This is a genomic window from Hydrogenivirga sp. 128-5-R1-1, assembly GCF_000171895.1.
The window spans coordinates 43,556-68,613 of record NZ_ABHJ01000007.1 but is presented as its reverse complement, the minus strand read 5'-3'; the positions used below and the strand labels follow the sequence as shown (position 1 = coordinate 68,613).

General features: G+C 52.6%; 22 protein-coding genes, 2 tRNA genes and 1 other RNA gene. 10 read left to right on the top strand and 15 right to left on the bottom strand.

The window, feature by feature from the left end; translation table 11 throughout:
* The first annotated feature begins 10 nt into the window (after positions 1 to 10).
* Positions 11 to 1,618, top strand: a complete 1,608-nt coding sequence (topA, locus tag HG1285_RS09390; protein ID WP_008287467.1) for a type I DNA topoisomerase — start codon at positions 11 to 13, stop codon at positions 1,616 to 1,618.
* A 2-nt stretch (positions 1,619 to 1,620) separates the two neighbouring features.
* Here the strand turns inward: topA and HG1285_RS09395 are convergent.
* Positions 1,621 to 1,693: transfer RNA gene (locus HG1285_RS09395), tRNA-Phe, on the bottom strand.
* Positions 1,694 to 1,727: 34 nt separating this feature from the next.
* Between HG1285_RS09395 and HG1285_RS09400 the strand changes: the two genes are divergently transcribed.
* The gene (locus HG1285_RS09400) at positions 1,728 to 3,104 is read left to right on the top strand and encodes an MBL fold metallo-hydrolase (protein WP_008287466.1); all 1,377 of its coding nucleotides are present in this window, start codon (positions 1,728 to 1,730) and stop codon (positions 3,102 to 3,104) included.
* Here HG1285_RS09400 and HG1285_RS09405 read toward each other — a convergent pair.
* A tRNA-Arg gene (locus HG1285_RS09405) sits at positions 3,105 to 3,181 on the bottom strand.
* Between the two features lie 121 nt (positions 3,182 to 3,302).
* Between HG1285_RS09405 and ssrA the strand changes: the two genes are divergently transcribed.
* The 4 genes from ssrA to HG1285_RS09420 all read left to right on the top strand — a co-directional run bounded on the left by ssrA (position 3,303) and on the right by HG1285_RS09420 (position 7,485).
* Positions 3,303 to 3,650: a transfer-messenger RNA gene (ssrA, locus tag HG1285_RS19060) on the top strand.
* Positions 3,651 to 3,764: 114 nt separating this feature from the next.
* Positions 3,765 to 4,691: a GGDEF domain-containing protein gene (locus HG1285_RS09410; protein WP_198005434.1), complete on the top strand. Its 927-nt coding sequence runs from the start codon at positions 3,765 to 3,767 to the stop codon at positions 4,689 to 4,691.
* Between the two features lie 2 nt (positions 4,692 to 4,693).
* The gene (ilvD, locus tag HG1285_RS09415; RefSeq protein WP_032496668.1) at positions 4,694 to 6,358 is read left to right on the top strand and encodes a dihydroxy-acid dehydratase; all 1,665 of its coding nucleotides are present in this window, start codon (positions 4,694 to 4,696) and stop codon (positions 6,356 to 6,358) included.
* The gene (locus tag HG1285_RS09420) at positions 6,358 to 7,485 is read left to right on the top strand and encodes a metallophosphoesterase (RefSeq protein ID WP_008287461.1); all 1,128 of its coding nucleotides are present in this window, start codon (positions 6,358 to 6,360) and stop codon (positions 7,483 to 7,485) included. Before ilvD ends, HG1285_RS09420 begins: the two co-directional genes overlap by 1 nt.
* On the opposite strand, the gene HG1285_RS09425 is transcribed toward HG1285_RS09420, so the two are convergent.
* Genes HG1285_RS09425 through HG1285_RS09435 form a run of 3 tightly spaced genes read right to left on the bottom strand, consistent with a single transcriptional unit; the run spans position 7,439 to position 9,915 of the window.
* Positions 7,439 to 7,678: a DUF167 domain-containing protein gene (locus tag HG1285_RS09425; RefSeq protein ID WP_232219476.1), complete on the bottom strand. Its 240-nt coding sequence runs from the start codon at positions 7,676 to 7,678 to the stop codon at positions 7,439 to 7,441. The two genes, HG1285_RS09420 and HG1285_RS09425, sit on opposite strands and share 47 nt — an antisense overlap.
* Entirely contained in the window at positions 7,657 to 9,666 is a 2,010-nt protein-coding gene (locus HG1285_RS09430; protein WP_008287459.1) for a GGDEF domain-containing phosphodiesterase, read from the bottom strand. The genes HG1285_RS09425 and HG1285_RS09430 overlap by 22 nt, the downstream gene beginning before the upstream one ends.
* 42 nt (positions 9,667 to 9,708) lie before the next feature.
* Complete coding sequence (locus tag HG1285_RS09435) at positions 9,709 to 9,915, bottom strand: hypothetical protein (protein ID WP_008287458.1); 207 nt, start codon at positions 9,913 to 9,915, stop codon at positions 9,709 to 9,711.
* 34 nt (positions 9,916 to 9,949) lie between these two features.
* Here HG1285_RS09435 and HG1285_RS09440 point away from each other — a divergent pair, with 34 nt between their 5' ends.
* Both HG1285_RS09440 and HG1285_RS09445 read left to right on the top strand, forming a co-directional pair.
* A complete protein-coding gene (locus HG1285_RS09440) occupies positions 9,950 to 11,095 on the top strand; it encodes a potassium channel protein (protein WP_008287457.1) in 1,146 nt (381 codons plus the stop codon).
* Entirely contained in the window at positions 11,092 to 11,436 is a 345-nt protein-coding gene (locus tag HG1285_RS09445) for a DUF6394 family protein (RefSeq protein ID WP_008287456.1), read from the top strand. The genes HG1285_RS09440 and HG1285_RS09445 overlap by 4 nt, the downstream gene beginning before the upstream one ends.
* Here the strand turns inward: HG1285_RS09445 and flgL are convergent, their stop codons facing one another.
* From flgL to HG1285_RS09460, 3 genes are read right to left on the bottom strand one after another with little or no spacing between them, the layout of a single operon-like run.
* On the bottom strand, positions 11,437 to 12,882 hold the full coding sequence (gene flgL / locus HG1285_RS09450) for a flagellar hook-associated protein FlgL (protein WP_008287455.1): 1,446 nt from the start codon (positions 12,880 to 12,882) through the stop codon (positions 11,437 to 11,439).
* A 10-nt stretch (positions 12,883 to 12,892) separates the two neighbouring features.
* The gene (flgK, locus tag HG1285_RS09455; RefSeq protein WP_008287454.1) at positions 12,893 to 14,479 is read right to left on the bottom strand and encodes a flagellar hook-associated protein FlgK; all 1,587 of its coding nucleotides are present in this window, start codon (positions 14,477 to 14,479) and stop codon (positions 12,893 to 12,895) included.
* Positions 14,479 to 14,733 carry a hypothetical protein gene (locus HG1285_RS09460; protein WP_008287453.1) on the bottom strand — a complete coding sequence of 85 codons (255 nt, stop codon included), beginning with the start codon at positions 14,731 to 14,733 and terminating at the stop codon, positions 14,479 to 14,481. Before HG1285_RS09460 ends, flgK begins: the two co-directional genes overlap by 1 nt.
* A 65-nt stretch (positions 14,734 to 14,798) precedes the next feature.
* Between HG1285_RS09460 and HG1285_RS09465 the strand changes: the two genes are divergently transcribed.
* Positions 14,799 to 16,451, top strand: a complete 1,653-nt coding sequence (locus HG1285_RS09465; RefSeq protein ID WP_008287452.1) for a methyl-accepting chemotaxis protein — start codon at positions 14,799 to 14,801, stop codon at positions 16,449 to 16,451.
* Here the strand turns inward: HG1285_RS09465 and HG1285_RS09470 are convergent.
* A complete protein-coding gene (locus HG1285_RS09470) occupies positions 16,399 to 17,769 on the bottom strand; it encodes an MATE family efflux transporter (protein ID WP_008287450.1) in 1,371 nt (456 codons plus the stop codon). The two genes, HG1285_RS09465 and HG1285_RS09470, sit on opposite strands and share 53 nt — an antisense overlap.
* A gap of 65 nt (positions 17,770 to 17,834) precedes the next feature.
* On the opposite strand from HG1285_RS09470, the gene HG1285_RS09475 reads away from it, so the two are divergent.
* Entirely contained in the window at positions 17,835 to 19,529 is a 1,695-nt protein-coding gene (locus HG1285_RS09475; RefSeq protein ID WP_008287449.1) for a hydrogenase maturation protein, read from the top strand.
* Here the strand turns inward: HG1285_RS09475 and HG1285_RS09480 are convergent.
* From HG1285_RS09480 to HG1285_RS09505, 6 genes are read right to left on the bottom strand one after another with little or no spacing between them, the layout of a single operon-like run.
* Positions 19,516 to 21,210, bottom strand: a complete 1,695-nt coding sequence (locus HG1285_RS09480) for a nickel-dependent hydrogenase large subunit (RefSeq protein ID WP_008287448.1) — start codon at positions 21,208 to 21,210, stop codon at positions 19,516 to 19,518. The genes HG1285_RS09475 and HG1285_RS09480 overlap by 14 nt on opposite strands.
* Entirely contained in the window at positions 21,207 to 22,517 is a 1,311-nt protein-coding gene (locus tag HG1285_RS09485; RefSeq protein ID WP_008287447.1) for a (Fe-S)-binding protein, read from the bottom strand. Before HG1285_RS09485 ends, HG1285_RS09480 begins: the two co-directional genes overlap by 4 nt.
* Positions 22,518 to 22,529: 12 nt before the next feature.
* The gene (locus HG1285_RS09490; protein WP_008287446.1) at positions 22,530 to 23,027 is read right to left on the bottom strand and encodes a hypothetical protein; all 498 of its coding nucleotides are present in this window, start codon (positions 23,025 to 23,027) and stop codon (positions 22,530 to 22,532) included.
* Positions 23,028 to 23,040: 13 nt separating this feature from the next.
* Positions 23,041 to 23,715, bottom strand: a complete 675-nt coding sequence (locus HG1285_RS09495) for a hypothetical protein (protein WP_008287445.1) — start codon at positions 23,713 to 23,715, stop codon at positions 23,041 to 23,043.
* 1 nt (position 23,716) lies between these two features.
* The gene (locus HG1285_RS09500; RefSeq protein WP_008287444.1) at positions 23,717 to 23,959 is read right to left on the bottom strand and encodes a bacteriophage holin; all 243 of its coding nucleotides are present in this window, start codon (positions 23,957 to 23,959) and stop codon (positions 23,717 to 23,719) included.
* Complete coding sequence (locus tag HG1285_RS09505) at positions 23,959 to 24,993, bottom strand: hydrogenase small subunit (protein WP_008287443.1); 1,035 nt, start codon at positions 24,991 to 24,993, stop codon at positions 23,959 to 23,961. Before HG1285_RS09505 ends, HG1285_RS09500 begins: the two co-directional genes overlap by 1 nt.
* Positions 24,994 to 25,058: the final 65 nt, after the last annotated feature.

Below are 25,058 nucleotides of genomic sequence, written 5' to 3'. Positions count from 1 at the left end.
TATACTCCTGATGGAACTCTTCATAGTTGAGTCCCCCACCAAAGCTAAGACAATACAGAGGTTTTTGGGTAAGGATTTCGTGGTGAGGGCTACCTTCGGACACGTTAAAGACCTCCCTCCCAAGGAGCTCGGTGTTGATGAAGAGACCCTTGAGGCTAAGTACGTATACCTTAAGGGCAAGAAGAAGGTGATGGACACCCTCAAGAAACTCGCCAAGACAGCCCATTCCGTTTACATAGGCACAGACCCGGACAGAGAGGGAGAAGCCATAGCTTACTTCGTCAAGGAAGAGGTAGTCAAAGTAAACGGGAACGTAAGGAGAGTTGTCTTCTACGAGATAACCCCCTCTGCCATAAAGGAGAGTCTCCAGAACGCTGGCGATGTGAACATGAACATGGTTCAATCCCAGTTTGCCCGGAGGATACTTGACAGACTTATAGGCTACAGGGTCTCTCCTCACCTGTGGAAAGCGCTGAGGAACTACAAATTATCCGCAGGCAGGGTTCAGTCCCCCGCACTGCGTCTGGTAGTTGAGAGGGAGAGGGAGATAGAGAACTTCAAGGTCAAGAAGTACTACTATGTGAAGGCTGTCCTTGAAAAGGACGGTAGAACCTTTGAGGCGGTTTACGACTACAGGTATGAAAACCCCTCCGATGCCAAGTTGATAGCTGAGCGCATAAAGGACGGCATTTATGCCGTAGTTAAAGTTGAGGATAAAGAGGAGAAGGTCGCCCCTCCGAAGCCCTTTATAACATCGTCCCTCCAGAGCGATGCCAACGCAAAGCTTGGGCTGCCGACGGAGAAGACCCAGAGTTTAGCCCAGAAGCTCTACGAGTGGGGTGTTATAACCTACCCGAGGACGGACAGCTACCGTATGAACCCAAAAAAGGCAAAGGAGTTTATGGCTTACATAGCGAATACCTTCGGTGAAAAGTATGTGGGGAGGCTCAGAAAGTTTAGAGAGAAGCCTACCTCTCAGGGAGCCCACGAGTGCATAAGACCAACGGGTTTAAAGGACAGAAAGTTAAGCGGATATATGGGAGCTCTCTTCAGGCTGATAGTGTCCAGGACTCTCGCCAGCTTGATGGCAGACATGCTACTCCTGAGACGCAGGGTTGATATTGAGGTCAGCTCCCCCCACCTGAAAACCCCGCTCACTCTCAAGGCTAAGGGTCTTGAGGTTAAGTTTGACGGCTGGAGCAGGGCTTATCCCGCTGAGATCAAGGAGGAGAAGCTACCTCAGCTGAAGGAAGGCGACATACTGAGGCTCGTTCGGGTTTACGTGGAGGAAAAGCAGACCCAACCCCCACCGAGGTACACCGAAGGTAGTTTGATAAAGACCCTTGAAAAGCTCGGCATAGGAAGACCCTCCACCTACGCCACGATAGTAAAGACCCTTAAACAGAGGGGTTACGTTAAGTCCTATCGGAGGAGCCTGAAGCCTACCGACATAGCTTTTTCCGTGGTGGACTACCTGATGGAACATTTCCCGGTTCTTATGGATTACGGCTTCACAGCCCACATGGAAAAAGCCCTTGACGAGGTTGAAGAGGGTAAAAGGTTCTGGAAGGACGTGGTCAGGGAGTTCTTCGGTAAGGTTATGGAGGCTGTTGTTTAAAGTGGCCCAGGGCGGAATCGAACCGCCGACACCCCGGTTTTCAGCCGGGTGCTCTACCAACTGAGCTACCGGGCCTCAAAGTTAGATATTATAGCCCTATAATAGTGCCATGGCAATAAGGATAACCCCCTGTGGCGCCGCCAGAACGGTTACGGGGAGCTGTCACCTCGTTGAGGTGGAAGGAACTAAGCTCCTGATTGACTGCGGCATGTTTCAGGGGGAGGAGGAGGAGAAGAACTACGAACCCTTTCCCTTTGAACCGGGAGAGATAGACTTTCTGATACTGACCCACGCCCACATAGACCACTGCGGGAGGATACCCCTTCTGGTCAAGGAGGGCTTCAAGGGAAAGATACTCTGCACGAGACCCACAGCCCAGATAGCGAAGATAATGCTCTTGGACGCCGCAAAGGTCATGCACGAAACTTACAGGAGCAGGCTAAAGAAGGCGGAGAGGCTGGGAGAGGTCGTCAATCCGCCCCTATACGAGGAGCTTGACGTCCTGGACAGCTTTGAGTTCTTCTCAACCCCCTACCTTGAGTACGAAAGGGAGTACCAGCTCGGAAAGGAGCTCAGAGTTACACTGTGGGACGCCGGACACATTCTCGGCTCATCCTTCGTTGAGCTTAAGGTAAAGGACAAGGTGTTCACCTTCTCGGGGGATCTCGGCAACAGGGGAAAGCCCATCGTAAGAGACCCTTCACAGCCACCACCATCGGATTACGTGTTCATAGAAACCACCTACGGTGACAGGAACCACAGGAGCTTTAAAGAGTCAAAGGAAGAGTTTGAAGACGCCGTCCTCAAAACGCTCTACAGGGGGGGTAACGTCCTCATACCCTCCTACGCCCTTGAGAGGGCTCAGGACGTACTCTTCGTCCTGAGGGAAATGTATGAAAGGGACATACTCCCCGAGTGTCAGGTCTTTCTTGATAGCCCCCTTGCCATAAACGCCACCAAGATATTTCTTCAGAACCCTGAGTTCTTTGACAGAGAGACTTACAGGATATTTAAGGAGAGAGACCCCTTTAGCTTCCCCTACCTGAAGTTTACGAGAGACGTGGAGGAGTCCAAAAAGATAAACGACATAAAGAGCGGGGCGGTGATAATAGCGGGGAGCGGTATGCTCACGGGAGGCAGGATACTCCACCACCTCAAGCACAACCTCTGGAGAGAAGAGTGCAGTTTAATATTTGTGGGCTACCAGCCCAAGGGAACGCTCGGCAGGAAGATAGTGGACGGAGCAGATAGGGTCAAGATACTCGGAGAGGAGATAGCCGTGAAGGCTGAGGTTTACACCATAAACGGCTTTTCCTCCCACGCCGACCAGAGAGAACTTACCCAGTGGTTGTCCCACGCAAAACCCCAGAAAGCCTTCCTGGTGCACGGGGAAGAGGACAAGATGGCTGTTTTCTCCGAACATATAAAGAAAGTTATCGGTCTGGACTCTCACGCTCCTGAATTTGGAGAAAGTCTGGAATTTTAGTGGCGTCCCCGGGAGGACTCGAACCTCCGACCTCGAGATTAGGAATCTCGCGCTCTATCCGCCTGAGCTACGGGGACAGCCAAGAGAAAAGTATAAGCCCTCAGGGGGTCTTTTTCAAGAAGAACTCCACGCTGCTGAGGTTACAAGTCCTTGACGCGACTTAGAAATAAGTTAAATTTAAGACTTGGCTCAGTTGAAGGGGGCGACTGGTTTCGACGGGGTCTGATGGTCCCCGGGGAGCAGGCAGGGTGGCAACCTTAACAGCCGTTAACAACACTTCCCGAAGCTGAAGTCGCTCTCGCTGCCTAATTAAAAGGCAGCGCGCCTCAGGGAGGTTCGCCTCTGGCTGACCTGAAGGCGTCAGAGAACAGAGGCTCTGGAGACCCCGACGCACGGTGAGGGGTTTCCGAGAAAGGCATCCGTGCTCCCCTCGGAGAGCCTGCCCGTGGGCAACCCGAGGGCAGAACTAAACACGGGCTAAGCCTGTAGAGCCCCGGACAGGACCATCGTCCTCGGACGCGGGTTCGATTCCCGCCGCCTCCACCAAACCTATGGCAAAATACCTCGTAGATGCACTTTTCAGACTTTTCCACACACAGGGATAGGTTTATCTACACGTTCACTTTTGTTGGAGTAAGTTCAACCTTGGTTTTCGGCGTGATGCAACATCTCAAAGTAGGAAATTATGCCTCAGCCCTGTTTGAGTTATTCCTATCCCTAATAGGGTTACTCAACGCTGTTTATTACAGCCGTAAAAGAAACTACGACTTAGCTTCTACAACGATCCTTGTCCTGATGGTCACAATGCTCTCTTTCCTGTCAATAACTGGAGGACTGAGAGGAACAGGGCTTTACTGGATATATACCTTCCCGCTGCTCGCCTTCTTTATGAAACCCATTAGGCAGGCTTTCGTGTGGAACGGAGTTCTTATCCTGTCCATACTTACCCTGTACTGGCTGGGACAGCAGGGAGTAATTAACTTCTTTTACAACTGGTTAGAGTTAAGGCAGGCTCTTGGAGCTTACATGGCGGTTCTCCTGCTCTCCCTATTCTATAGCCTGATACTTAACGGTCTTTTAAGAGACCTTAAAACCCGTGCGACAGTTGACATGCTGACAGGTCTTCACAACAGGGCATTTGTGTTTGATACCCTTGCAAAGCTCATAGATGTGGTGAAGAGAAAGAAGGATATTACCTACTGCCTTGCTTACCTTGACCTTGACAATTTCAAAAGGGTGAACGACTTATACGGGCACGGTGAGGGAGATAGCGTCTTGAGAGAGGTAGCTCAGATAATCCAGGAAAGTTTCAGGAGTGGAGATGTGGTGGGCAGGATAGGAGGGGACGAGTTTATAGTTATCGTCTACGACTGCAGAAAGGAAGCCCTATTAAAGAGACTTGACAGCATAAGAAAAAGGATAGAAGGCACTTTCAGCAAGTATGGACTCTCCATAAGTTACGGAGTTGTAACTGTGCCGGCGGAGGGCACGGACATAAACATGGTTCTCAAGCTCGCGGACAAGCGAATGTATGATATGAAACGGAGAAAAAAGGAACTAAATTATCCCCAGGAGGAAAAGGAATGAAACTGAGAAGCGACGTTGTAAAGAAAGGTATAGAAAGGGCACCTCACAGGGCGCTGTTGAGAGCTTGCGGGCTTTCGGAGGAGGACTTTGACAAGCCTCTGATAGGTATAGCCAACTCATACATAGACATAATTCCCGGGCATGTCCACCTGAGAGAGTTCGTGGAACCCATAAAGGAAGAGGTCAGAAAGGCGGGAGGAGTTCCCATAGAGTTCAACGTGATAGGCGTGGACGACGGGATAGCGATGGGACACTACGGGATGCACTACTCCCTGCCCTCAAGGGAGCTGATAGCGGACTCCATAGAGACGGTGGTAAACGCCCACCAGCTTGACGCCCTTATATGCATACCCAACTGCGACAAGATAGTTCCCGGAATGTTGATGGGAGCTATGAGAGTGAACGTCCCGACCATATTCATCAGCGGGGGACCTATGCTTGCAGGGGAGCACGAGGGTAAGAAGATAGACCTTATCTCCGTCTTTGAAGGTATAGGGCAATTGAAGAGCGGACAGATAACGGAGAAGGAACTTCAGGTCATAGAACAGAACGCCTGTCCCACCTGCGGAAGCTGTGCTGGTATGTTCACAGCCAACTCTATGAACTGCTTAACGGAGGTCTTGGGACTTGCCCTACCGGGTAATGGAACCATACTCGCCATAGACCCGAGGAGGGAGATTCTCGCAAGGACTGCTGCGAGGAAGATAATGGAACTCCTTGAGAAGGACATAAAGGCAAAGGATATACTCACCGAAGAGGCTATAGACGACGCCTTCACCGTGGACATAGCCATGGGCGGTTCCTCCAATACGATTCTTCACCTCCTTGCAATAGCCAGAGAGGCGGGTATTGAGTACGACCTCGCCAAGATAAACGAGATATCCAAGAGAACGCCTACTATATGCAAGATAGCGCCTGCTTCTCATTACCACATAGAGGACTTGGACAGGGTAGGAGGCATACCCACAATAATTAGGGAGCTATCTAAGAAAGAGGGACTACTGCATCTGGACAGACCCACCGTGAGCGGAAAGACCCTCGGTGAGATAGCTCAAGAGGCGAACGATGCGGACGGGGAGGTGGTAAAGAGTGTGGATAGCCCTTACTCGGAGGACGGAGGAATAGCCATACTCTTCGGAAACCTCGCACCCGAAGGCTCGGTGGTCAAGACCGCCGGTGTGGTGGAAAGCATGCTCAAGTTTAAGGGCAGGGCTATATGCTTTGACTCTGAGGAGGAGGCGATAGACGGGATATTGGGAGGCAAGGTGAAACCCGGACACGTGGTAGTGATAAGGTACGAGGGTCCCAAGGGGGGTCCCGGCATGAGGGAGATGCTCTCTCCCACCTCCGCCATAGTGGGTATGGGACTCGGAGACAAGGTCGCTCTTATAACGGACGGAAGATTCTCCGGAGGAACGAGGGGAGCCTGCATAGGTCACGTATCACCCGAAGCTGCGGCAGGGGGCGTAATAGGAGTCGTTCAGGACGGGGACGAGATACTCATAGATATACCCGAGAGAAGGCTGGAACTTCTGGTATCCGAGGAAGAGCTTCAGAAAAGGCTTGAGAACTTCAAACCCAAGCAGAAGGATATACCCAGCTCTTGGCTCAGGAGGTACTCCAAGCTCGTCACCGACGCCTCTAAGGGTGCCATACTGGAGGCTTGATGAGCCTCTTCGTCCCTCTCTTCCTTACCTTTTACTCCCTCGTTCATTACTACCTCTACCGGAAGGTCTCTCAGGCTTTTTCGCTCTCCGGGAAATGGAGGTTGGTTTTAGCTCTCTTCCTTTCCTCGGCGGTCATATCGCCCGTCCTCTGGAGGGTGCTTGATAGGAACGGCTTTGTGGAAATATCAAGACCTCTCGCCCTCGTGAGTCTCCTCTGGATGGGTTTTGTCATTTACTTCCTGCTGGTTGGTCTGATAATTGACCTCTACCGAAGGTTTCACTCTCCCACGCCCGAAAGGGCGTTCTTTATAACCCTCTTCCTCGCCTTAATCCTCAGTGCTTACAGCCATGCGGAGACCTACTACCTGCAGGTCTACAGGTTCACCATAGAGACTCCCAAGCTACCGGAGGGCAGGGAGATAAAGATATTGCATATATCCGATATGCACTTGGGTCCCGTGATGGGGGAGGAAAGGATAGCCATGGTGGATAGGGTTTACAGGGAGGAGAAGCCGGACATCATAGTTGCCACGGGGGACATGGTGGACGGGAACATGAGGGGGCTTGACCACCTCGCACGAAAGCTGGCGAATATAAACCCTCCCTTGGGTAAGTTTGCGGTCTTGGGAAATCACGAGTTCTACGTGGGGCATGATCAGGCTATTGACTTCTTGCAGAGGGCTGGGTTCAGGGTTTTGAGGGGTGAAATCACCGCCGTAGGCGGTCTTTTAAACATAGCAGGAGTTGACGACCCTGACGGCAAAAGGCTCGGATACGAGGCGTTCACCGACGAACTGGCGGTCTTGAGGAATGCGGATACCTCCAAATACACCCTTCTCATAAAGCACAGACCTGAGGTGAGGAGGGAGGCGCTACCTTACATTGACCTCGTCCTTGCGGGGCACACCCACGGGGGTGTTCTCTTCTTCGTGGGCTATACCGCTCTTAGGCTCCTCTTTGAAACGGACAGGGGCATAAAGGAACTCGCTCCAGGCAAGTTCATAGCGGTGAGCAAGGGCTTGGGAACCGGGGGACCTCCCATGAGGCTCTTCTCTCCTCCCGATGTGATGATAATAACCATCAGAGGTCAATCTCCACGACCTTCTCCCTTGAGGTCTCCCCTCTAAGTATCCTCACCGCACCCTTCCTTACACCGTAATGTTTGGCGAGGAGCTCTATGAGTCTCTCGTTAGCCTTTCCCCTCTCGGGCGGGGCGCTTACCCTGACCTCAAGCTCCCCCGGAGATACCTCCCTCACACCTTCCCTCTTTGAGGAGGGTTTTACCTTCACCTTCAGCTTCATGAGAGCGTCTTCATCCAAACGAGGAGTTCCTGGAGACGCATGGGTTTGGCGATATAGTAGCCCTGACAGTAATCTATACCCATTGAGCGGACTACCGTAAGCTCTTCCTGGCTCTCTATAAACTCGGCGACCGTCCTGGTCTCAAGTCGCTTGCTCAAGACCGATATTATGTCCACCACCTTCCATATGGCGTGGGAACTGAGCACCTCCCTCACAAGGGAGCCGTCTATTTTAAGTATCTTCAGGAGACCCCTGTCAACGAGGTCTGCGACCAGCTTCAGGGAGGAGTACCCCGTGCCGAAGTCGTCAACCGCAAGGGTAACGTGCCCGTTCTGGGCTACCCTGACAACGGCATCGGTGTTCTCAAGGAGTTGCTGTTCCGTCAGTTCAACCACTATGTTCATATCGCTCATGTCCCTTATGAAATTACAGAGCCTCTCAAGGTACCTGTCGGAGTTGAGGGAACGGGAGCTCACGTTTATGTAAAGAGTTCCAAGAACATCCAACTCCTCCCTCTGGTCAAGGAGTCTTTCAAGTATGAGGGTGTCAAGTTTCTCCACGAGCTCAAGCTCGTATATGAGGTCTATGAAGACGCCCGCGGGTATAAGCTTCTCCCCGTTCCTGAGCCTTGCGAGAACCTCCGCACCGACCACCCTGCTCGTGTTATTGACCTCAACTATGGGGTGGTACACGAGCTCAATCTCTCCCCTCTCAATCTTGTCCTTGACCTTCTCAACGTTCCTGTACTTCTCGTTTATCCAAGCTATTATCTCCTGGCGTCTCTCTTTACCCACGGACATGCTGGAGTGCTTCTCCTGCTTCTTTGCCTCGTCCTTCAGGAAGGAAAGTATGTCCCTGAGCTCACTCTCCACGAGCTCCACGAAGGGCTCAAGCTCAAGGGTGGCTATGGAAACAGAAACGGGTATCTTCTTGCCCTCTATCTCAAGCTCCGATGTGAGTTCCTCCCTCATTCGCTCAACCAGTTTTACTATCTCATCCTCCGAGTAGTCCTTGTTGAACATGAAGAAGTTGGAGGTGACCCCCTTTATGAGTAGAGTCCTGCCCGTGTCTCCCGAGGTGAGTTCCCTGAGCCTGTTGCCTATCTCCTTAAGGATTGCATCCCCCACCTTCTCGCCGTGGGTTCTGTTTATCTTCTTAAGTCCTATGACGTCTATTGCCGACACGTACTTGTAGCCCTCCTCCCTTGAGAGACCGTGGGCGAGCTTGAAAAAGTTACCCTCCGGGTCTGAGTAGGCGAGGAAGTAAAGTTCAGATATGGTCTTCAGCAGCTTGGCGACCAACTCCGTGAGGTCTTTAAAGACCCTGTAAGCCTGGTAGTAGGCGCCCTTGGTATAGAAGGCGTAAAAGCTGTTTGCTGTATCGTGGATGAGGGCGTGGAGGTTGTGGATGTAGGTGCACATGTTGGCGTCAAGGCACACGAACAGAGCTTCGGGAAAATCAAGAACCTCCGTAAACTCACACTCCTGGGCGGAGATCAGAGGGAAGTCCGTGAAGTCGTCCTTCTCAATACAGTCCGCTATCCTGAGAAACCAGCTCTTGTGCACGCTGTAGAGCAGTCTGTCCGCAAAGAGGGAGTTCTTGAAGTTCCTCAGAACCTTTACGTCCTTCCTGAGGTATATCTTGGCTATCTGATTTACGAGATCTTCCAGATACCTCTTGAACCTGAGGACGAACTCCTGAGAGTAGTCCTCCTCTATCAGCTTCTCCATGAGCTTGCTCTTCATCCTGTCTATGTTCCAGGCTACTACCGTGTAGGGGACGTCAATTGAGGTGTAGAGTTCTTCAAACCTTCTGGAGAAGTCGGCAGCCTCACCTTCCCAGTTCTCTATATACTCTGAGAGGAGCTCCCTCTGGCGGTCTATCAGCTGGGTCAGGTTCTCCTCCGAACCAACGAGGTTCCTTATGAACTCGTTATCGCCGAGTTCAGTTTTGATCTCCTCAAATATCTCCTTCAGGTAGTTCTGCACGCTCCTTATCTCCTCCAAGGGGAAACCTCCGGCAGTGGTGTTTTATGTTCATGGGTTTATTTACTCCTCCGGTATCTCTCTCTCACTCCTGTAAAGGACTGTGTAAACCACGGTGAAGCCGTCTATCCCGTGCTCCCTCGCGTGGGTGACCTTGACATCTATTACCTCTCCCCCCTCGTCATATATGGCGTCCAGAACTTCGTTGAGCTTGTCGGTTATCTCAGAGGTCGTTCCCTCAATGTCAACAACTATGGCGTTCACCCTCATCACTTTTACCTATTATAGTTAGTTGAGGTAGCCCATGCCCAGGTTCAGGATAAAGAGGAAGCTCAAGAGGAGGCTTAGGAGGAAGAGGGAACCCAAGCTCATAGAGATATACCAGAAGAGGTTTATAGAAGCCCTGAGGGAGCTGAGGATACCTCTATTCATGCTTCATACCGCCCTGTCCGTCGGCACGATAGGCTACATGCTCCTGTCGGGAGGGGACTTCATAAACTCCTTCTACATGACCGTGATAACGATAGGCACCATAGGTTACGGTGAGGTGGTAGCGGGAAGCGAGACGGTCTACGGTAGGGTCTTCACCTCCATATTAGCTTTAATGGGAATAGGCGTCTTCACCACATCGGTGACCGTGATCGTGAGGCTCTTCTTCAAGGAGGATATAATTAAGCTCTACAGGGCTATAAAGATGCTGAGGGACATAGAGGAGCTTGAGGGGCACTACATAATCTGTGGTTACGACAAAACCTCCGCCTGGCTCGCCCGAACCCTCAAGAAGAGGAAGATAGAGTTCGTGGTCATAGACAGCAGGGAAGAGGCTATGAAGTACCTGCAGGAGCACAACATAAAGCACTTCATAATAGAAGAGCCCTACAAGAGGTCTGTTCTGTTATCCGCAGGCATAAAGAGGGCGAGGGGGATGATAGTGAACCTCGGGGACGACGCTAAGAACATAGCGGTGATAGTCACAGCGAGGCTCATAAGACCTTCCAAGGAGGAGTTCTATATATACTCCTTCGCCTCAACGGACGGAACTTCGGAAAAGCTGGAGGAGCTCGGGGCAAATAGGGCTGTCGTTCCCAACAAGCTCCTCGCAACGAGGCTTGCCGCCTACATATTCCATTCGGGTTCAGCCTTCATTTCCGACCTCTTTGACAGGATAGCCTTCGGTGAAGAGACGGACATAGACATTCTTGAGCTCAAGGTAGAACCGGGCTCGCCTCTGATAGGGAGGAAACTGAAGGAGATAGACCTCAGGAGAGCTTTAAAGGTTACCGTTATAGCCATAAGGAAGCCGGATGGCTACCTGGACGTCACCGTGACCGGAGAGACGGAGGTGGAGGAGGGAGACACCCTGATACTCTTCGGACAGCCCAAGAACCTGAGAAAAGCCCAGAAGGTTCTCATGGAGGAAGCCTCAAGGGTTCTGGAGGGAGAGATATGAGGTACAAGAAGATAATCACAGACTTCTTCATCCTGATGGCGCTTACCACGAACATAAGCTTCATAACGAGCCCCAACTCCTACGAGCTCGTGGTGACCGTGGCGACCAACCTGGCGGCTACCATACTGAAGATAGGGGAGGGGAGAGTCCTCTCCACAGAGATGCTCGCCTCAAGCCTCGTGGCAGACCTGCACCTGATCCCAGCCCTCTTCCTCTACCACATGGGTGATCCCCAGGAGGCTATGGGTTTAGCCCAGGGGGCTCTCGCAGCCAACGTAATATCGGTGATAATCTCAATAATAGAGACCATACTGAGCGCCTTCACAGAGGAAGAGGAGTAGTTATATGTATCTAAGTATGGTCATATCCCTTGACTCAGTGACTATCCTCATCAGAGCCTCGTAAGCTGTCCTGTATCTCGTGTACTCCATTATGCTCTCGGAGAGCTCAACCTCCTCGGTGTCAGACTTCTGCTTCCTGAGAACGTCCATCCTGTTCTCCTGAACGGGCTGCTGGTCTTTAACCTGCGATAGTATGCTTCCGAACCTTGAACGCTCTGAAACTACCTTGTCGTAAGCCCTCTGGATGGCAAGGAGGTCGGAGTCGTCGGGGGCGAGTCCCCCAGAGAGTTTGTCCTTGACCTCGTTTATGAGCTGGAATATGTTAGGCGTTGAGAAGTTGCCGAGGGCTGTCCCGCTGAAGCTCACACTCAGAGTGGTTGATACATCCTCCGGCGCGAGCCTCAGGGTGTACTGACCGTTGGGAACCTGGTGGACAAAGGCGTTCACGTCACCCGGTGAAATCCCGTTGAATATCTTTACGAAGTTCTGGAGGTTGTTGCTCTCAAGAACGTTGCCGGAGGTATCCTCTATGAAGTTGTTAGCTGGTGAATCCCCATCGCTCACGCGGAGCGTGTAGGTGCCGTCCGGGTTTGTTACGATAGAGGCTGTTATGTTCTCACCGCCGAAGGCGGTATTTATCTGAGTCACGAGGTCGTTGAGGGAATACTGCCCGTAATTGGTTATCCTCGCCACCTCGTTCATGGAGTTGTCGTAGAGGACGAGGTCGCCGTCAAAGCCGTAGCTGGAAAGGGGGACATTCTGGTCGGAGACCTTGCCAGCCAGATACCAGATACCCCTCCCGTAGTCAAGGCTCACCGTTGTGGAGTTATAGTTCACGTTCATAATCCCCGAGACCGTAAAGGCAGTGTCCGGGGAGGAAAAGAGCGTATCCATCTGGTAAACGTTCGCGGAGAAAACGCTACTTCCCGCAGAGAACACCTCAACGAAGTTGGTCTCGTCTATCTGGACGTTGAAAGTCTCCTGAGAACCCTGATATACAAAGCTATTCGTAAAGGGCTTGGTGGTCAGGGCTGAGCCGGAGAATATGTAGTTTTCCCCCACCTTTTCGTTAGCCCTGTCAAGAAGGAAGCTGAGAGCCTCCCCGAACTCAACGCCGACAGCCCTCAGGGCATCGGTTGTGTTTAGCTCGTTCTTTGCCTGGACGGCTTTGGTGTACAGGTACTTTATCTTGGTGGACATCTTGTCCAGGGTGAAGTCTATGTAGGACAGGTTCACGTCGGAGAAGAGCCTGTTCTTTGAGAACTGGGATAGCTGGGCTATATCCTTCTTCAGGCTCAGGACGTTGAAGGTGGCAACCGGGTCGTCAGAGAGGTTGTGTATCCTCTTGCCGGTAGCTATCTCTATGGTCTTCCGTGCTATTTCCTTCCTTATCCTCTCGTCCTGCTGCTGAAATATCGTGAAGAGCAGGTTATCGGGCACCTTCATAGCTCACACCTCACATGTTAAGGGTAGTCTGCAGTAGCTCGTCTATCGTGGTCACCACCTTGGCGACAGCCTCGTAGGTTCTCTTAACCTTCATTATCTCCATAAACTCCCTGTCTATTGAAACGCTCTGCATCTCCTTTAGCTTCCTGTCCAGGGACTCAAGGAGGGCGGACTCTATCCTCAGCTTGTCCTTAACGTCCGCCTGAGTCGTGGATATATCGCCGATGAATGTGTTGACTTTACCCTTGCTGTTATCCCACCACAGGTTTGCGAAGTCGCTGAAGGTATCCGTGAGGGAGAATTCAACGTCGTCTATGTCGGAACGGAGTGTGCTCACAGGAGATATGTCGGAGGCGTCGTTGCCTGTAAAGACGGGGGAGCTTTCGTACACGTTGCCTCCGGTATCGTTTACCGAGTAGTTGGGGTTCGTGTTGTCTATCCTCAGAGTGTAGGTTCCGTCAGGATTGTTTACCACCGTAGCCGAGAAACCTGCACCGGTGAGGGTAGCGTCCGAGTTTATGGCAGTTGCAAGGGAGTTCAGGGACTGGGTACCGTAGTTGGGTATAGTCGCGAGGAGCGTGGGAGGTGTGGTGGAGTTGTCGTAGAAGCTGAGATTCCCGTCTATGCCGTAGGTAGAGAGGGGCTGGGTTGGATCACTCACGTTCCTGACCAGATACCAGGTTCCGCTGTTCGCCCTGGGAAGTTTCACCTCGGATATGAGCTGAGAGGCTATGCTGTTCAGCTCGTTTTTAAACCTTGCAAGGTCTGCCCTCGCATCAAGGAGAGCTTTCACCTTGCCGGACTCTATAACACCCGTTATGTCCACATCGTTCCCGTCCTTTGACTTCCAGTAAAGTTTTCCGCCGGTGTACTCAAGCTGCCAGTAGTTGTCCTGAAAGTCAACGAGGGCGAAACCCTTTGACGTTGTGACCTTCACCCTGCCTATCTCGTCCTGTTGAACGTCTATGTTTATAAGCTCGGAGAGCTCTCTCAGGTACTTATCCCTTATATCAAGGAAGTTCTTGTAATCCTTACCCCGTGCGTAGTTCTGGGCGTACATGACGGTTATCTCTCTGTTAACGTTAAAGAGCTTCCTGCTGAGCTCGTTTATTCTGGACACCACATCTCTCAGGTTGTAATCTATGCTGTTGTCAAGGGCGTCTATGTCGCTTGACTTGTTCCTCAGAAAGTCTGCGAGGCTCTTAGCGGAGTTGTAGAGCTCGTTCTTGGCGCCCTCGTTGGTGGGATCCTTCATGACGTCCAGGTAGGCTTCGTAGAAGCGGTTCGTGTAGTCATTTATCCCCGTCCCCTCAAAGAGCTCCTGAAAGATACCCTCAACGTTGGACAGGACGCCGCTCCTCTCCTCAAGGTATCTGACCAGTGAGAGCTTGGAGTTTCTCAGGTTCAGGTAGTATATGTTCTGGTCTCTCCTGACGTCCTGAAAGTTTATCCCTACGGGAGCGAAGCTCTCAACCACGGGGTCTTCCTGAACATAGTCGGGGTTGTTGGCGTTTATAACGTTCCTGTTGTGTATGTCCAGGGACTTCCTGTATATCTCAAGAGCCTGTGAGATTATCCCAAAGGAAGCACCGAACATCACACCCTCCGTGAGAAGAGACCACCCTTACCCCTCTCAAGCAGGGGCTTCAAGCCGCCGGATATTATCTCCAGATTCCTGAACAGTAGCTCTCTTATCTCTTCAAAGTCGTCCTTTATCTCTCTGATCTCGGAGGGATCTGAGCGCCTCATGAGTTCAAGAAGTTCCTCAAACTCCCTCTCAAGCTCGTTAACGTTGAAGGGGTCAAGCAACCTCTCCTTTAGGGAAGAGATCTTACTTTTAAGGTCGGACAAGCCACACCTCCTATAATATTTCTTCGTTACTTTCCGATTATTTTTAAAGTGAGGAGGACTGAGACATGACCATAAGAGGCAAGCTCCTTGCGGTAAACGCACTCCTGATAGTCGTGGGCATAGCGATAACTGCAGTCCTGTACACCATGCAGGCAAAGGTAGCAAGGTCTATAAATGACGTTCAGGACGCTCTGGAAGAGCTGGACATATACAAGGATATGAAGATCAGTATGCTCTTTACCGCGATAGCGGTGAGGAACCTGATATTCAACCCCCAGGACGAAGAGGCGAGAAAAGCCATAAAGGAGAACATAAAGAAGTTCATGGACGGGCTTGCCGTGCTCAATGAGAGAAAACACGAGCTTAGCAAGGAGGAGGCAGAGCTTACAACTAACCTCGGTTTCTTCACTTACCAGGGGGATATAGAGAACGTTATACAGCTACTTGAGCTTGAAGCCTACGATGAGGCTAAGGAAGCCCTAATTGAAGCCGAAAAGAAGGGATTTACGGACACGATAGACACGCTGAACGCGCTCATAGAGCTCAGGTTGAAGCAAATAAAGAGGGAGCAGGAAGAGCTCAAGGCTGACATAGCCTTCGCGAACAACGTCGTCGTGGGCATAACGATACCCTCCGTACTCGTGGTCTCAATAGCCCTCTGGTTCGTCTCAAGGGGTGTCCTTGGGAACATAAAGTCGCTCTCATCAAGGGTTGAAGAGCTCGCCAACAACATGAGGTTCAAAGACATACAGTTCAGCAAGTTCCGCAACGAGCTTGACAGGCTCGTGGACTCTCTGGAGCAGATGGTAAAGGATATAGGGAGCGCCGTAGTGTCCATAAAGGACGTGATGATGAGGGTGTCAAAGGGAAACCTAAAGGTCAGGGTTCAGGGAGAGTACAAGGGGGATATAAAAGAGCTTACAAACTACGTGAACTCCTCCCTATCAGACCTGCAGAACGCCCTCAGAGAAGCCAAGGAAGGGTTGGACAGCATAGCTAAGAGCATAAAAGTCCTTGACAAGAACTCGGAGAGGATAGAGAGGGAGAACGAGAACCTCAACAGCAGCATAGCGAGCATAATGACATCGGTGGACGAAACCTCAGAGGCTCTCAGGCAGGTGTCCGAGGAGACCCTCAGGGCGAGGAACGTATCCATGGACATGGAGGAGAGCATAAGGACGGGTAAGGACAAGGTTGACGTGATGCACTCAGCTATGGGAAGGATAGTTGACGTCAGCAAGGAGATAAGCTCTATAACGGAGACGATAATAACCATCGCTGAGCAGACGAACCTCCTCGCTCTGAACGCCGCCATAGAGGCTGCAAGGGCGGGAGAGATGGGAAGAGGTTTTGCGGTCGTCGCCGACGAGGTGAGGAGGCTCGCAGAGATCTCAGGTAACGCCGCAAAGGAGATAGCAGAACTCGTGGAAAAGGCTCTGAACACCGTTGAAGAGGGCAGGACAGCCTCTGAGGACGTGGTTGACAGTTACAGGAAGATAGAGGAGGTTACCAAAGAGATAGCGAGCGTGATAGACACGATAGCCACCGCTATGGAGGAGCAGAGCAGGGCTATAGACATAATAAGGGACAACATGACCGAGATTACGAGCATATCCGAGAAAAACACCTCAAGCGTGAAAGAGATAGTTAAGGAGATCAAGAACATCAGTCAGACCGCAGACCAGGTTGAGGAGAAGATGGGGAGGTTTGACGTCTGACCTCCCTCCTGAAGGCGAAGTAGAAGAGAAGAGCCCTGATGAACATCTCCACCGTCATGAAGACCCAGGGGACGAGGGGGGAATGCACAATTTTGAGCAGAAGGTAGGAGGGTATTATCCTGAAGAGCCAGAAGGAGGCAACGTTCACAACCATAGGCACGGTAGTCCTTCCCATACCCTTTAGAGCACCGGAGAATATCACCGCGTAGGCCATGGGAACCTGAGATATGCCCACTATCACGAGGTAGTAAACAGCCCAGCCTATCACCTCGGGGTCTCTGCTGAAGGGAAGGGTCAGGTACCTGGGAAAGAGTATGAGAACGAGACCCAGAACACCCATCAGGAAGGCGGTGAGGTTTGCGGTGAACTTGACCCCGTAAACGAGTCCCGGAAGGTTCTTCGCACCGTAGTTCTGACCCGCTATTACCGTGCTCGCCACCATGAAGCCGAAGCCTATCATGAAGGATACGCTCTCAACCCTCAGACCTATCTGGTGCGCCGCGAGAACTTTATCCCCAAAGTGGGCGAGGAAGCCAACGAAAACGTTGAAAGAGAGGCTCGTTATCGCCCTCTCTATGGCGGTAGGAGTCCCTATCCTGAGGAACTTCAGAAGGAGCTCCCTGTCCATGATAAACTCAAGCCTGAAGGGCTTAGCTTTAAAGCGTGTAAGGTAGAGATAAACGAAGAAGGCGAACAGTTCTGAGAGAACTATACCCCACCCGGCACCCTGGACCCCGAGCCTGGGAAGTCCAAGCTTTCCGTATATCAGGAGGTAGGCTGTGGATATGTTTATCACGTTCATGAAGATGGCTACCTTCATGGGAGTTCTCGTGTCCCCTGCACCGTTGAAGGCTCCGTAGAAGGTGTTCGTCATGAAACCTATCGTGATGAACCAGAAGATTGGAGTGAGGTAGTCGCTCGCCAGGGAAACTACCCTCTCAGAAGCTCCCAGGGTGGACATGAGGAAGAGAACGAGGTCTTTGCCGAGGAATGTCAGGGGCAGGGCTATGAGGAAGGATATAAGGAGCCCTGTAAAGAGGACTGGGGAGGGGTTCTCCCCGGCACCCACCCTCTGGGCGACTAAAACGCTCGTTCCGGTGTAGGAGAGAGCCATGAGGGAGTAGATGAACCACAGGAGTGATAGGCTAAAGCCCACGGCGGCGACCGCCGAAGCGGATATGCCAGAGACGAGGACGAGGGAGAACATGCTCTCAACCGTGTAGAGGAGGTTCACAACTATAATGGGGAGGGCGAGCTTTATTATCTTCCTGGCGTTTGTCAGCTTTGGCTCCGATGGGTCTATGAGGATGCGTTCCATGGAATTCCCTATTATACTTGCACCGCGAAGCGGTCCTTCCTATTATTAATGAATAGGCATTCACTATGAGGGTGCTATTCTACTGCTACCGCTTCAACTCCCTCTCCCAGAGGCTTTACTGCGAACTCACAGAGAGAGGGCACGAGGTCTCTGTGGAGCTGGACGTCCACCCCGAGCTCATGATAGAGGCGGCGGAGCTCTACAGACCCGACCTCATAATCGCTCCGTTCCTCAAGAGAAAGATTCCCTCCGAGGTCTGGAGACGCTACAAAACACTGATAGTCCATCCGGGGGTGAGGGAAGACAGGGGACCCTCTGCCCTTGACTGGGCGATAGTGAGGGGAGAAAGGGTGTGGGGGGTTAGCCTGATAGAAGCGGACGAGGAGTACGATGCGGGGGACATCTGGGCGTGGCGTGAGTTCCCCATGAGGTTCGCAAGGAAGTCCAGCATCTACAGGAACGAGGTAACTGAGGCTGCTGTTGAGTGTGTCCTTGAGGCTGTTGAGAAGTTTGAGAGTGGGAACTTCAAACCAGAACCCCAGAGGGAGGGTAGATGGAATCCGAGGATGGAGCAGTCCGTGAGGAGGATAGAGTGGGAAAAGGACTCAACGGAGGACGTTCTCAGAAAGATCTATGCGAGCGACAGCCAGCCGGGAGTTCTTGACGACAGAGTGTTCGGGGAGGAGGTCTTCCTCTACAACGCTTACCCCGAGGAGGAGCTGAAGGGAAGTCCCGGGGAGGTTCTGGCGAGGAGGGATGAGGCGGTTTGCGTGGGAACGAGGGACGGAGCTGTGTGGATAACCCACGTGAGGAGGAGAGGTAAGGAGTCCATAAAGCTTCCCGTTCTGAGGGTCTTTCCGGAGCTCGCGGAGAGCGTCCCAGAGGTTGAGATAAAACCTTGGGAAAGGGTTGATTTCAAAACCTACAGGGAGATTGAGTACGAGGAGAAGGGGGATGTGGGATACATACACTTTAGGTTCTACAACGGGGCGATGTCAACCGAGCAGTGTGAGAGGCTGAGGGATGTTGTGAGATACACAAAAAAGAGACCTGTCAAGGCGATAGTCCTGCTCGGTCAGGAGGACTTCTTCTCAAACGGGATGAACTTAAACACTATAGAGAACGCCGAGAGCCCGCCCGACGAGTCCTGGAGGAACATAAACGCCATGGACGACCTCTGCGAGGAGATACTGAGGACTCCCGACAAGCTAACGGTGGCCGGGATGCAGGGCAACGCTGGCGCCGGAGGAGTCTTCCTTGCCCTCACATGCGACCTTGTCTTTGCGAGGAGGGGAGTCGTCCTCAACCCCCACTACAAGAACATAGGGAACCTCTACGGCTCAGAGTTTTGGACCTACACGCTTCCCAAAAGGGTCGGCTGGGAGAGGGGAAGGGAGGTAATGGAGAGGAGGATGCCGATAAGCTCTGAAGAAGCCAAGAGGATAGGTCTCATAGAGGGTGTGTTCGGAAGGACTCCTTCGGAGTTCAGGAGGGAGTTAAAGAGGAGGGTTGAGGAGTTCGTGAGATCAAGAGATTTTATGAAGTTCATAAAGGAAAAGAGAAGGGAAAGAACTAGCCCCGAGTGGCTTGAGCTGATAGAGAGATGTAGGAAAGAAGAACTGGAACACATGAAGCTGAACTTCTACGGCTTTGATACGAGCTACCACATAGCGAGGTACTACTTCGTCCACAGGGTTCCCCACTTCAGGACGCCTCCATATTTAGCAATACACAGGAGGCTCGGCTTCACACAACCCTGACCTCTGTCTCCCCATCGCCGAAGAGGTGGACCGCACAGGCGAGGCACGGGTCAAAGGAGTGTATCGTTCTCAGTATCTCAAGGGGTTCCTTTGGGTTATTTAGCTCGTGTCCGACGAGGGAAGCCTCGTATGCGGAGGGCTGTCCCTTTGCGTCCCTGGGAGAGGCGTTCCAGGTGGTGGGAACGACAGCCTGGTAGTTCTCTATCTTTCCATCTTTGATGTGAACCCAGTGGGAGAGGGAGCCCCTCGGCGCCTCCATAAGACCCAGACCCTTAGCCTTACTCTCCCAGGTGGAGGGCTCCCACTTCTCGGGGTTGAAGACTTCGTAGTCTCCCTTCTTTACGTTCTCAAGGAGCTTCGCATACCATTCCCTCATCGCATTCGCATAGACCTTGGTCTCAAGCCCTCTCGCGAGGGTCCTTCCGAGGGTGGAAAAGAGCGCCTTTAAAGGAAGGTCAAGACCTTTTAGGACTATGCCTACCTCTTCCCTCACTCCGTAGATGTCTCTCGCGTACATGGCGAGAACCCTTGAGAGGGGTCCAACCTCCACGGGAAGTCCCTTGTATCTGGGAGCCTTGAGCCAGGAGTACTTCTCATCAACGTTGAGGTAATCGTAGGGAGGCTCTGGTCCGGTGTAGCTGAGCTCCGTCTCCCCTTCCCAGGGGTGGAGGGGCTTGTCGTCTCCGACGGAGTACTTATACCAGCTGTGGGTAACGTACTCCTTGACCTCCTTGTAATCAACGTCCTGAGGCTCTGCGATATTCCTTCCCTCAATGAAGGTGGGCGGTACGAACCACTTCCCTTCCTTGTAAGAGTCTCTCTCGGGCTCTCCGAGGACGAGGAAGTTCCCGAGCCCCTCTCCCCTGAAGAACCAATCACTGTAAAACTGCCCGAGGGCTATCAGATCTGGCAGATAGACCTTCTCTACGAAGTGGTTCATCTCCTCTATGAGCGTCCTCACCCTTCCAAGCCTCTCCATGTTTATAGCGGTATCGCTTGCGGGATTTATCGGGGAGGGCATCCCTCCGACAGCGAAGTTGGGGTGGGGGTTCTTCCCTCCGAAGATCGTGTGAACCTGAACTATCCTCGTCTGCCAGTCAAGGGCATCAAGGTAGTGGGCGAGGAGTATGAGGTTTAGCTCCGGAGGAAGTCTGTACTCGGGATGATCCCAGTAGCCCCTGTTGAATATACCGAGCTGTTTCCTCTCAACCTGCTGGAGAACCTTCCTCTGAACGTCCCTGAAGTAGCCGGGAGTTGACTTCTCGTAGTCGGAGTACCTCCTCGCGAGCTCGGAGGTCTTCTCGGGGTCTGCTTTGAGAGCCTGAACGGGGTTAACCCAGTCAAGGGCGTGGAGGTGGTAGAAGTGAACAACGTGGTCGTGGACGAAGAGGGTTCCTATCATCAGCTTCCTTATAAGGGATGCGTTCTCGGGAACGTTTATCCCGAGGGCATCCTCAACTGCCCTTATGGAGGCGAAGGCGTGAACGGTGGTGCAGACCCCGCATATCCTCTGGGCTAAAGCCCAGGCTTCCCTCGGATCTCTGCCCCTGAGGATTATCTCTATACCCCTTACCATGGTTCCAGAGCTGTAAGCTTTCTGGATCACTCCGTCTTTGACCTCAGCCTCTATCCTCAGATGCCCCTCTATCCTCGTTACGGGGTCAACGACAACCCTCTTCATCCTCCTTCCTCCTCTATGGCTTCGGCGACCAGGTCCACGAGGCTCAGAAACTTGTAATCCCTGTTCAGTTCCTGAGAGCTCTTACTCAAAGCGAGCATGCAGTTCGCACAGTAGCAGGCGACGTTTTTAACGCCAACCTTATCAAAGAGTTCAGCCTTTGCAAGGAACGCCTTCTGCCTGTGGTAGTCCGCCTCGTGCTCCACCACCACGCCGCCACCTCCACCGCAGCAGATGTTCTTCTCGGGAAACTCCACAGAGTCTTTGAACTCCTTAGCTATAAGCTTCAAGACCTCCCGAGGTTCCTTAAGGACGCCTCCCCTCCTTCCTATCTGGCACGAGTCGTGGAGGGTTATCTGGTCTATCACCTTTTTGCTCAGCTTGAGCCTCCCCTCCTCCAGCATCCCGTAGAGGAACTCAACCACGTTAAGGACTTCAAAGTCCCACTCCTTGGGAAAGACGTTGGGAGCGACGAACCTCATGGACTGGTAGGCGTGCCCGCACTCGGGAGCTATTATCGTCTTTATCCCGAGTTCCTTGGCTCCCTCCAGTATCCTTCTGAGGAGCTCCCTCGTTACCTCCTTGCTCTGGGTGAAGAGTCCGAAGTTGGTAGCCTCGTGGGCTTTGGTTGAGAGAGTCCAGCTCACACCAAGGCGGTTGAGAACCTTTGCGGTTGAGGCGACGGAGGAGGGATACTTCATGAGCTCTATGGAAGAAGGGATGTACAGGTATTCCGCCTTCTGGTCAACCGGGATCTCAACCTCCCACTCGTCGGAGATGAAGTCTATCCTGCTCAGAAACGTCGGGATGTCAACGCCGAGGGGACTTCCCTTCTCAACAGCCGTGTTCGTAGCCTCCGCGAGATCCTCTGGAACGAGTCCCGCAGAGGTTAGGGCGCTCCTGACTATCGCAACGAGGCGCGGGGTGTCTATCCCCATGGGGCACACCTTGGTGCACCTGTCGCACATGGTACAGGTGTAGAAGGCGAGTCTGACCTGTTCTTTCAGGTCTTCTGGTTCTATCTTAACCCCTAAACCGAGGGCTTTCTTCAGTCTTCCCCAGAGGGTGTAGTTCTCCTTGTATATCTCCCTGAGTAGGTCCGCCTTGTAGGCCGGAGTGAGTGTGGGGTCTATCTTCCCGGAAATGTTCTCTCCCATGTAGAAGAGGCAGGCTTCAGCGCAGAGACCGCAGCGCACGCACGCTTCTAAATATGATGCGACTTCCGCGTTTATAGAACTCCTGCAGACCTCGTAGAAGGTCTCTATCTCCTTCTCTGTAATCTGTTCTTTGTGCTCCACGCGAAGCGTCATCTCAGAACCTCCTCAATCATCATACTCCCTCTCATCTTCGTAGGGTGTTTTCTGGAGCTGTACCCCGTCCCTTATCTCGCTGTGCCTTATCTTCCCGCCGTAGTTCGCGGTCAGCACCATCACGCCTGAGGTTAGAAAAGCCAAGAGCAAAGCTATGCCGGTGAAAGCCCTTCGGAGAGGGCTATTTTTTAGAGACAGAAAGAGGGCTATCAGGGAAACGAGGGATGTAACAAGAGCCACAGCGACAGCCACGCTTGCAATCTCCTCATGCTTTTCTATGTACACCTCAGAGACACCTCTGAGCTTCTCCACTATGTCCTCCGCGGACTCACCGCTCAGGTAGGTCTGAACGGACACTATTCCCACAAATAGCAGGAAGAGGAGTCCTGCCCTCTCTAGGGAGGTGTTCTTCCTGAAGAACCCGTAAGCCAAGAGCGGAATTGCAAATATGGCACCGAGTATGGGAAAGTGGTTAAGGACGAGGTGAAGATGAGCTTCGTTCGCTATCATCTCGGAACCTCCATCAGAAGCTCACCCCTCTCCTTCCCACGTTCCAGCCGTAGAAGAAGACAGACAAGAAGTAATAGACGAAGTGGGAGAGCCTGCTGAGGGGTATGTAGATTATCAGGATAGCTCCCGAGAGCATGTGGAGGGTCACCATCCAGACGTAGAGCCCTCCTCCAGACCACCTTGAGGCTAGGAGCCCTGTGAAGATGATCGTTCCTATGAGAAAGTTTGCGAAGTACTCGTCCTTTCCGGTCAGGAGCTTGAGGACAGGGTTGAAGACCCTGTGGACGGTGAGGGCGAATAAGGATAGCAGGGCGGAGTAGGCGAGGATGTCCGCAATCAGCTGTGGCATGTAGGGGAGCTCAAAGCCGATTATCTCCTTCCATAGAAAGGAGTGCTGTGGGACGAAGAAGGTAAGCCCCAGAAAACCTAAATGAAAAAGGAAGCCCCCAACGTACTGGATGCCCCTGTGGGCGAATACCTCTATGAAGAATCTCCAGCCCTGTGTAGGCTTCAGGGCTATCTTCTCAAGAGCCTTCGCGAGAGGATTTCCCTTGGGCTTGGCGTAGTCCTTCGGAAGCCCGAGGAGGAGAACCCTGATGAACCTGTAGGCTATCCCCGCGAAGAAGAAATAGAGGGCGAACTCCAAGAGCGGACCCCTGACGAAGTCGTAGACCTTAACGTCTATCATCTCACTCCCCCGCAAAGAGGTTGTAAAGGAGGGCGAGCAGGAAGCCTCCTATGAAGCCGTCTATGAAGCCCCACACCCCTCCTATAATGGCTCCCACAATCCCCGGTGAATATCCCCAGTAGAAGTCTCCCATAACCTTGACGAACTCGTCTCCCCATCCGAAGATGGAAGTTATCCCTGCAAAGAGGCAACCGCCTCCCCAGAGGACTCCGACCGCAAGACCGAGGGGTTTGGGTTTAAGCATTACTTGCCTCCCCTCAGTTTTCTGTTCATCCAGGCTATACCCGCTCCGGCGGCGGCACCTATGGCAACCCCCGTGGCTATCTTCTTCAGTCCGAAGCCCATCTCCACAACGGATAGGGGCTGGTATATGAAGCCCCTGTCCCAGAAGTCGGGCTCCGCACAGCCGAAGCAGGGGTGCCCGGACTGTATAGGGAAGCTGAGTCCACCGTTCCACCTTATCGTGGCGCAGGCGTTCCTCGTTATAGGTCCCTTACAGCCGAGCTTGTAGAGACAGTATCCGTTCCTCGCCTTATCGTCGTCAAAGCTCCCTGCGAACTTCCCAGCGTTGTAGAAAGCTCTCCTGTAACACCTGTCGTGTATGGTCTGTCCGTAGAAGGTCTTGGGTCTTCCGAGGCTGTCTAGGGGAGGGAGCTTGCCGAGAGCTAAAAAGTGGACGAGGGTCGCTACCATGACGTCCCCTATGGGTGGACAGCCGGGGATGTTCACAACGGTCTTTCCCCTGAGGGCTTCGTATAGGGGAACCGCTCCCGTCGGGTTAGGCTCAGCCTTTGGCACCCCTCCCCAGCAGGCACAGCTTCCCACAGCCATAACAGCGGCAGCGTTCTCGGCTGACTCTTTCAATAGCTCGTAGCTGGAACGCCCTCCCACGGTGCAGTAAACCCCGTTGGGCGTAACCGAGCCTTCCACAACGAGGATGTACTTCCCCTTGTATCTCTCCATAGCCTCCCTCTTGGACTCCTCCGCGTACTCCCCCGCCGGAGCCATCAGGGTCTCATGGTACTCCAGAGAGATGAAGTCTAAGAGAACCTCCGTGGGCATTATGGTGGTTGACCTTATGAAGGACTCTGAACATCCCGCGCAGTCCTGAAATTCCAGCCATATAACGACCGGCTTGGGTTTCGTCTCAAGGGCGTGGACTACCTTTGGTAGCATGGAGGGAGGAAGTCCGAGGATCGCTGTCGTTAGGGTTGCGAACTTGAGGAAGTCCCTACGGGAGTAACCTTTGGCTTTAAAGACCTCCGGTAAAGTTTGCATTTACTTACCCCCCTCATCTTGAAATATATGATATGAATCACCCATGTAAAGGGCTTCACCGTGTT